This window comes from Stenotrophomonas sp. STEN029 (assembly GCF_056760015.1).
Map to the genome: position 1 here is coordinate 19,543 of NZ_JBRREC010000073.1, position 7,598 is coordinate 27,140.

Here is a 7,598-nt window from a genome sequence, read left to right on the forward strand (position 1 = left end):
CCCATGAGCGATATCCAGTGGAGCGATGGCGCTCCCATTTACCGCCAGCTGAAGGATCGCGTGATAGCGATGATGCTGGACGGAATCCTGAAGCCGGGCGATGCCCTGCCCTCGGTACGCCAGGTAGCGGCCGAGTACCAATTGAATCCGATCACCGTCTCGCGCGCCTATCAGGAATTGGCCGACGAGAACCTGGTCGAGAAACGCCGTGGCCTTGGTATGTTCATGACCGAGGAGGCCGCCCAGAAGCTGCGCGGCAACGAGCGTGATCGTTTTCTCAATGACGAATGGCCGGCCGTGCTGGAGCGCATCCAGCGCCTGGGCCTGACCATGGAAGATTTGCTGCCACCGGGGACCACTCTATGAACGCCGTCGAAGCCGTCGTTTCCGCCAAGGGCCTGCGCAAGGCCTACAAGCAGAAGCCAGCGCTGGACAACACCAGCTTCACCATCGAACCGGGCCGCATCGTCGGTCTGATCGGGCCCAACGGCGCCGGCAAGACCACGGCGCTCAAAGCCGTGCTCGGCCTGACCTCGTTTGACGGCGACCTGCAGGTATTGGGCATGGACCCGCGCAGCCAGCGCGATGACCTGATGAATGATGTCTGCTTCATCGCGGACGTGGCGGTGCTCCCGCGCTGGTTGCGGGTCAAGGAAGCCATCGACTTCGTCGCCGGCGTGCATCCGCGTTTTGACCGCGCCCGCTGCGAGCGTTTCCTCGCCAATACCAAGCTCAATCCGAAGCAGCGCGTGCGTGAGATGTCCAAGGGCATGGTGGTACAGCTGCACCTCGCCCTGGTGATGGCCATCGACGCCAGGATCCTGGTGCTGGACGAGCCCACCCTGGGCCTGGACATCATGTACCGCAAGGAGTTCTACCAGCGCCTGCTGGAGGACTACTTCGATGAGCAGAAGACCATCATCATCACCACCCACCAGGTGGAAGAGGTCGAGCACATCCTGACCGACGTGCTGTTCATCCGCGACGGTTCGATCGTGCTGTCCTCCGACATGGATGCACTGGCCGAGCGCTACACCGAGCTATTGGCCTCGGCCGACGCGCTGCAGGCCGCCCGCGCCCTTGGTCCGATCGAAGAACGCGCCCTGCCATTCGGCAAGACCGTGCTGCTGTTCGATGGCGCCAACCGCAACCAACTCGCCGCCATGGGCGAAATCCGCACCCCCGGCCTGGCCGACCTGTTCGTGGCCACCATGAAGGGAACCTACGCATGAACGCCGCTCACCACATCACCCCGCTCGGCAAGTTCAAATGGCTGCTCAAGCGTGAGTACTGGGAAAACCGGGGCGGCTTCGTCTGGGCCCAGGTCATCACCGGCGGCATCGCCGTCCTGTTCGCCGTCATCGGCGCGCTGATTGGCGTGTTCGCCGCCCGCAATTCCGATGGCATCAACCACACCGGCGATGTCAGCGAATACCTCAAGGTCATGGGCGCATTCGGCGATGGCCTGCTGCTGGCAGGCATCTTCCTGGCCTCATTGATCCTGGCCTTTGTCGTGTTCTTCTACGCCCTGGGTAGCCTCTACGACGACCGTCGCGACCGCAGCGTGCTGTTCTGGAAGTCATTGCCGGTCTCCGACACCCAGACCGTGCTGTCCAAGGCCCTGTGGGCACTGGTGTTGGCACCGCTGATCGCGATGGCCATCGGCCTGGCTGTCGGCCTGGTGCTGTGGGTAGTGGCCATGCTGGGCGCGGCCGGTGCCGGCGCCACCAGCCCCTGGGCGATTGCCACCCACTCGCATCCGTTCCGCATCCTGGGCCTGGTCCTGAGCACGCTTCCGGTCAGCCTGCTCTGGGCGTTGCCAACCGTCGGCTGGCTGATGTTCTGCTCAGCGCTGGTGCGGACCAAGCCGTTCCTGTGGGCGGTGCTGATCCCGCTGCTGGCCTGCACCATGATCAGCATCCTCGGCGCGATGCCGGGCGTGAAGCTGCCGCTGGGCTGGATCTGGTACACCGTTGCTTACCGCGGCCTGCTCAGCGTGTTCCCCTCTTCCTGGCTGCCGCGCGGCCTGACCGACACCAACATCCGTGGCGAAGACCTGCAGACCCCGGCCGACCTGGTGCAGTGGTTGCTGCAGCACCATAGCCTGGGCAAGGTACTCTCCAACCCGGATATCTGGATCGGCGCCGTGGTCGGTATCGCCTTGATCGTCGCCGCCATCTACCTGCGCCGTCGTCGCGACGACATCTGAGTTCTGATCAGGAGAATGTTCATGCACAAGACGTTTGTACTGGCCGCATTGCTGGCTGCGCCGGGCGCAGCCTTCGCCAGCCAGCCCTGCGCGTTTACCGCACCGCAGTCACTGAACCTGGACCTGGGAAGCAGCAAGACCGTGATGTTTGAAGTGAACAGCCATGACCTGCGCCTGCAGGCCAGCCCGGGCGCAAAAGCGGCCGTCAGCGGACGCGGCTGTGCTTCCAGCCAGGAACTGCTGGACCAGCTCTCGCTGAGCCAGCGCAAGGTTGGCGACAAGCTGGTGGTGACGCTGGAACGCCGCAGCCAGGGGCTGAACATCAACATGGGTCACACCTACGCCTATCTGGACCTGACCGGCAGCCTGCCGGACGACATTCTGGTACAGCTCAAGGTCGGCTCCGGTGATGCCTCCCTGGCCGGTGCCAAGAGCATGAGCGCTGACGTGGGCTCTGGCGATGTCAGTGCGCGTGACATCAAGGGCCTGGCAACGGCGGCAGTGGGTTCAGGCGATGTCGAATTCCACAACATCGGCTCGCTTCACGTGCTTTCGGTGGGATCGGGTGATGCCAGGATCGACGGCGTCCGCGGCGACGCCCGGGTCGGCACTGTCGGCTCCGGCGACGTCGAGCTGCGCGGTGTGCAGGGTGCGGTAAGCATCGAAAGCATCGGTTCGGGCGACGTCGACATTCGCGACAGCCGCGGCGCGGTGAGCCTGGGCTCGCTGGGCTCGGGCGACCTCGACGTCCGTGGCGCCGCCAGCCTCAAGGTGGATAGCCTCGGCAGCGGCTCGGTGAACCATTCCGGCATCAGCGGCAGCGTCGATCTGCCCAAAAAACGCTAATTCCTTCCAATTGCAACGGAACGCACACCATGAAGATCCTCAACGCACCCCTGCTTGCTCTTGCATTGGCCATCCCGCTGGCTGCCTGTGGCGAAAAGTCGGCAACCAACGCACCGGCGACCGACAGCACCATTGGTGCCAAGGTCCGCGAAGCGACCGACAAGGCCCGCAAGGAAATGGCGGAGGGCAACATCAGCATTGGCTCCGATGGCGCCAAGGTCGAGGTCACTCCGACCGGCGACCTGCTGATCAACAGTACCTCCATCCCGCTCAACGACAGCCAACGCGCGATTACCCTGCGCTACCGCACGCAGGTGATCGGTATTGCCGAGGCCGGCATCGACATCGGTGTGCAGGGGGCCAACCTCGGTGCGCAGGCTGCGGGCGAAGCGATCAAGGGCATCTTCTCTGGCAACTCCGAGCAGATCGAAGCGCGCATCAATGCCGAGGCGGACAAGATCAAGGCCAGCGCCGCCAAGATCTGCGACCAGTTGCCTGCGCTGATGGCCACCCAGCAGCAACTGGCTGCGGCGGTGCCCGAGTTCAAGCCGTACGCAAAGATGGACCAGAGCGATATCGACGATTGCCGCAACGGCAACGGCAACGGCAATGTCCAGATCCCCTGATAGTGGGGCCTGACCAGCACTCTGGCGGGGGCGGTAGAAGCACCGCCCCCGTCGTTGCTGCCCTGCTGCCATGAAAAGACTGTTGTTGTTGATCCTCGTTGCCTTCGCCACCCTGGCCACCGGCTGTGACCGCGAGAAGTACGCCGAGCACCGCAGCGAGCGCAGCAAGCCCAAGGCCGAGGTCACCCTCGAGCGCATCGCCATCCGCCGCGCGCCCTACCCCAACCTGGACATCCTGCCGGATGGACGCCTGCGCGTTGATGACATCGTCATCCCCTTGAACGCCGAGCAGCAGGCAATGCTGCAGACCAGCTTCGTCAAGCTGCAGATCCTGCGCCAGAACACCTTGGTGGACGCCGATCCGGCATCCGCACAGGAGCGCACGCTGCCGCTGCAGATCCCCGAAGGCCAGTCGCCGTTCCCGCCGGACCTGGCCAAGCACATTCCCGAGTTCGAGAAGTACGACGAATCCCTGGCCAACCTGCGCGCTGTGCGCTGAGCCTGTAGTGCCGACCCATGCTCGGCAGAGGCTTGCCCAGCAACCTCTCCCGCAGGAGTTGCGTAAACCGCGACGCCAACAGCATCCGAAGGGCCGAAAGCCAACCCCTCCCCAGCCCTCCCCTTCGCTGCGCGAAAGGGAGGGGATAAAGCAAGGCAATGCCGACCTTGGGCCGGCACTACGCGCCTCAATGGTCGTGGATGCCACCCAGGGTCAGCGCCGCCGGATCCAGCAGGCGTTTCAGCTCGGCCTCGGACAAACCGCTGTCCTCCAGCGCCACTTCAAGCACCGGCCGCTGCTCCTTGTAGGCGCGCTTGGCAATCGCCGCGGCCTTCTCGTAGCCGATGATCGGGTTCAGCGCAGTCACCAAGATGGGATTGCGGGCCAAGGCCTCGCGCACTCGCTCCTGCTTGACCACCAGACCCACGAACACCTTGTCGGCCAGCAGGTTCATCACATTGGACAGCAGCTGGATCGAATCCAACAGGTTGGCCGCGATCAGCGGCAGCGCCACGTTCAACTGGAAGTTGCCGGTCTGCCCAGCCACGGTGATCGCCGCATGGTGGCCGATCACCTGCGCAGCCACCATCACCGTTGCTTCCGGAATCACCGGATTGACCTTGCCCGGCATGATCGAGCTGCCCGGCTGCAAGGCCGGCAGCTCCACTTCGCCCAGGCCGGCCAGCGGGCCGGAGTTCATCCAGCGCAGGTCGTTGGCGATCTTGATCAAGGCCACCGCCAGCGCATTGAGCTGACCTGACAGTTCCACCGCGTCATCCTGCGCGGCCAGCCCTTCAAACTTGTTGGCGGCACTCTCGAACTTGACCCCGGTGCTGAGCGACAGCGCCCGTGCCACCTTGCCGCCAAAGCGCGGATCGGCGTTGATGCCGGTGCCGATCGCGGTACCGCCCAGCGGCAAACGACGCAGGCGCTTCAAGGCATCCTCGATGCGCCCTTCGGCCGAGGCCAGCTGGGCCGACCAGGCGCCGAATTCCTGGGCGAAGGTCAGCGGCATCGCGTCCATCAGGTGGGTGCGACCGGTCTTGACGATCTTGCCCAGCGTGCGGGCGCGCTTGTCGATGGTCTTGCGCAGGTGCTTGAGCGCCGGCAGCAGCGATTCCATCACCTCGAGCTGGGCCGAGACGCGGATGGCGGTCGGGATGACGTCATTGGAGCTCTGCCCCAGATTGACGTGATCGTTGGGATGCACCGCGGTCTTGCCGGCCTTGCCACCGTGGTTGGCCAGCGTGGCGATGACCTCGTTGGCATTCATGTTCGACGAAGTGCCCGAGCCGGTCTGGTAGACATCGATCGGGAATTGGGCGTCATGCGCGCCGATGGCCACTTCGGTGGCCGCCGACTGGATCGCCTTGCCAACACCCTTGGGCAGCAGCCCCAGACCGGTGTTGACCTCGGCCGCAGCGCCCTTGATCAGGCCCAGCGCCCGGATGAAGGCGCGCGGCATGCGTTGCCCGGAAATCGGGAAATTCTCGACCGCGCGCTGGGTCTGCGCGCCCCACAGGGCCTCGGCGGGCACCTGCAGTTCGCCCATGCTGTCGTGTTCGGTCCGGAAACCACTCTTGGAAACCTTGCTCATCATCAACTCCGCACATCTTCGTTGGGGTAAAAGGAAGCTGCTGCGGCTGGCAATGGGCAGGCTTCCCTGGCTGGCGGCTGCGCACACCATACCCGTCATGTGCGGCGATGGCACCTGCGGCCGACGGGATTCAATGGCCCGCCAGCGGCCGTTGCCCCGGCAGCGTAGAATATGCGCCCCGCTACTGCCCAACGCCTGCCGCCATGACGGATACGTCCCGCCAAGAAGCCGCCCTGCTCGCCCTGTCCCCGCTTGATGGCCGTTATGCCGGCAAGGTCGACGCCCTGCGCCCGATCTTCTCCGAGTACGGCCTGATCAAGGCCCGCGTCAAGGTCGAGATCGAATGGCTGCTGGCGCTGGGCGCCGAACCTGGCATCACCGAGCTGGCCGACTTCTCGGCAGCCGGCAAGGCCAAGCTGCGTGCACTGGCCGATGGCTTCTCGGTCGAGAACGCTGCCCGCGTCAAGGAGATCGAGCGCACCACCAACCACGACGTCAAGGCCGTTGAGTACTTCATCAAGGAGCAGCTCAAGGACGACGCCGAGCTGGCACCGGCACTGGAATTCGTGCACTTCGCCTGCACCAGCGAGGACATCAACAACCTGTCCTACGGCCTGATGCTGGCCGAAGCCCGCGACAAGGTGATCCTGCCCGGCTACAGCGGCATCGCCGCCTCGCTGCGCCAGCTGGCCCACGCCCAGGCCGAACAGCCGATGCTTTCGCGCACCCACGGCCAGACCGCCTCGCCGACCACCCTGGGCAAGGAACTGGCCAACGTCGTCGCCCGCCTGGAACGGCAGATCCGCCAGATCGGCGCGGTCGAGCTGACCGGCAAGATCAACGGCGCCGTCGGCAACTACAACGCCCACGTCGTGTCCTACCCGAACATCGACTGGCCAGCCTTCGCCGAGCGTTTCGTCACCTCGCTGGGCCTGGTGTTCAACCCCTACACCACCCAGATCGAGCCGCATGACAACGTCGCCGAGATCGGCGATGCCGCACGCCGCGCCAACACCATCCTGATCGATCTGGCGCGCGACATCTGGGGCTACATCTCCCTGGGCTACTTCAAGCAGAAGCTCAAGGAAGGCGAAGTCGGCTCCTCGACCATGCCGCACAAGGTCAACCCGATCGACTTCGAGAATGCCGAAGGCAACTTCGGTATCGCCAATGCCCTGTTCGAGCACTTCAGTGCCAAGCTGCCGATCAGCCGCTGGCAGCGCGACCTGACCGATTCCACCGTACTGCGCGCCGTCGGCACCGCCTTCGGCCACAGCCAGGTGGGCCTGGAGTCGCTGGCCAAGGGCCTGGGCAAGCTGACCGTGAACCCGGAGCGCCTGGACGCCGATCTGGACGCGGCCTGGGAAGTGCTGGCCGAAGCCGTGCAGACGGTGATGCGCCGCCACGGCCTGCCGAATCCCTACGAGCAGCTCAAGGCCCTAACCCGTGGTCATGGCATCACCGCCGATTCGATGCGCGCGTTCATCGAAACACTGGAACTGCCGGCCGACGCCAAACAGCGCCTGCGTGAGCTGACCCCGGGCGGCTACGCCGGTTTGGCAGCTGAGCTGGCCAAGGCGATCTGAGCCGCAGAAATGCTGAGTGCTTGAAGCCCTTCTCCCGTTCACGGGGTGAGAGCAGCAGGCTGCGAACCATCGGTTCGCTGCAGCTCGAACGCCCTTGCGCCAGCGCAAGGGCCGGGGCGCGCAGCGGGGGTTGGGATGAGGGCAAGCTTCTGGATGTAGTGGCCACCCCAACCAGCGGGAAGAGCTACCCGTGAAGCCACGAGTCCGCCGAAGAGAGCGCCAAGCCGGGGGATAA

General features: G+C 64.8%; 8 protein-coding genes. 7 read left to right on the plus strand and 1 reads right to left on the minus strand.

Features of this window, described 5'->3' with window-relative positions; translation table 11 throughout:
* Positions 1-3 precede the first annotated feature (3 nt).
* The 6 genes from ACVOLI_RS15190 (at position 4) to ACVOLI_RS15215 (ending at position 4,180) form a co-directional block, all read left to right on the plus strand.
* A complete protein-coding gene (locus ACVOLI_RS15190; RefSeq protein WP_282269510.1) occupies positions 4-366 on the plus strand; it encodes a GntR family transcriptional regulator in 363 nt (120 codons plus the stop codon).
* Positions 363-1,232, plus strand: coding sequence for an ABC transporter ATP-binding protein (locus ACVOLI_RS15195; RefSeq protein ID WP_481615054.1), 870 nt, complete (start codon positions 363-365; stop codon positions 1,230-1,232). Before ACVOLI_RS15190 ends, ACVOLI_RS15195 begins: the two co-directional genes overlap by 4 nt.
* Positions 1,229-2,209: an ABC transporter permease gene (locus tag ACVOLI_RS15200; RefSeq protein WP_481615055.1), complete on the plus strand. Its 981-nt coding sequence runs from the start codon at positions 1,229-1,231 to the stop codon at positions 2,207-2,209. The genes ACVOLI_RS15195 and ACVOLI_RS15200 overlap by 4 nt, the downstream gene beginning before the upstream one ends.
* A 21-nt stretch (positions 2,210-2,230) precedes the next feature.
* On the plus strand, positions 2,231-3,055 hold the full coding sequence (locus ACVOLI_RS15205) for a DUF4097 family beta strand repeat-containing protein (protein ID WP_481615056.1): 825 nt from the start codon (positions 2,231-2,233) through the stop codon (positions 3,053-3,055).
* A 29-nt stretch (positions 3,056-3,084) separates the two neighbouring features.
* The gene (locus ACVOLI_RS15210; protein ID WP_481615057.1) at positions 3,085-3,681 is read left to right on the plus strand and encodes a DUF2884 family protein; all 597 of its coding nucleotides are present in this window, start codon (positions 3,085-3,087) and stop codon (positions 3,679-3,681) included.
* A 70-nt stretch (positions 3,682-3,751) separates the two neighbouring features.
* Entirely contained in the window at positions 3,752-4,180 is a 429-nt protein-coding gene (locus ACVOLI_RS15215) for a hypothetical protein (protein ID WP_481615058.1), read from the plus strand.
* Positions 4,181-4,367: 187 nt separating this feature from the next.
* Here the strand turns inward: ACVOLI_RS15215 and ACVOLI_RS15220 are convergent, their stop codons facing one another.
* Positions 4,368-5,777: a class II fumarate hydratase gene (locus tag ACVOLI_RS15220; RefSeq protein WP_481615059.1), complete on the minus strand. Its 1,410-nt coding sequence runs from the start codon at positions 5,775-5,777 to the stop codon at positions 4,368-4,370.
* Positions 5,778-5,980: 203 nt separating this feature from the next.
* Here ACVOLI_RS15220 and purB point away from each other — a divergent pair, with 203 nt between their 5' ends.
* On the plus strand, positions 5,981-7,363 hold the full coding sequence (purB, locus tag ACVOLI_RS15225; protein ID WP_481615060.1) for an adenylosuccinate lyase: 1,383 nt from the start codon (positions 5,981-5,983) through the stop codon (positions 7,361-7,363).
* The last annotated feature ends 235 nt before the right edge of the window (positions 7,364-7,598 follow it).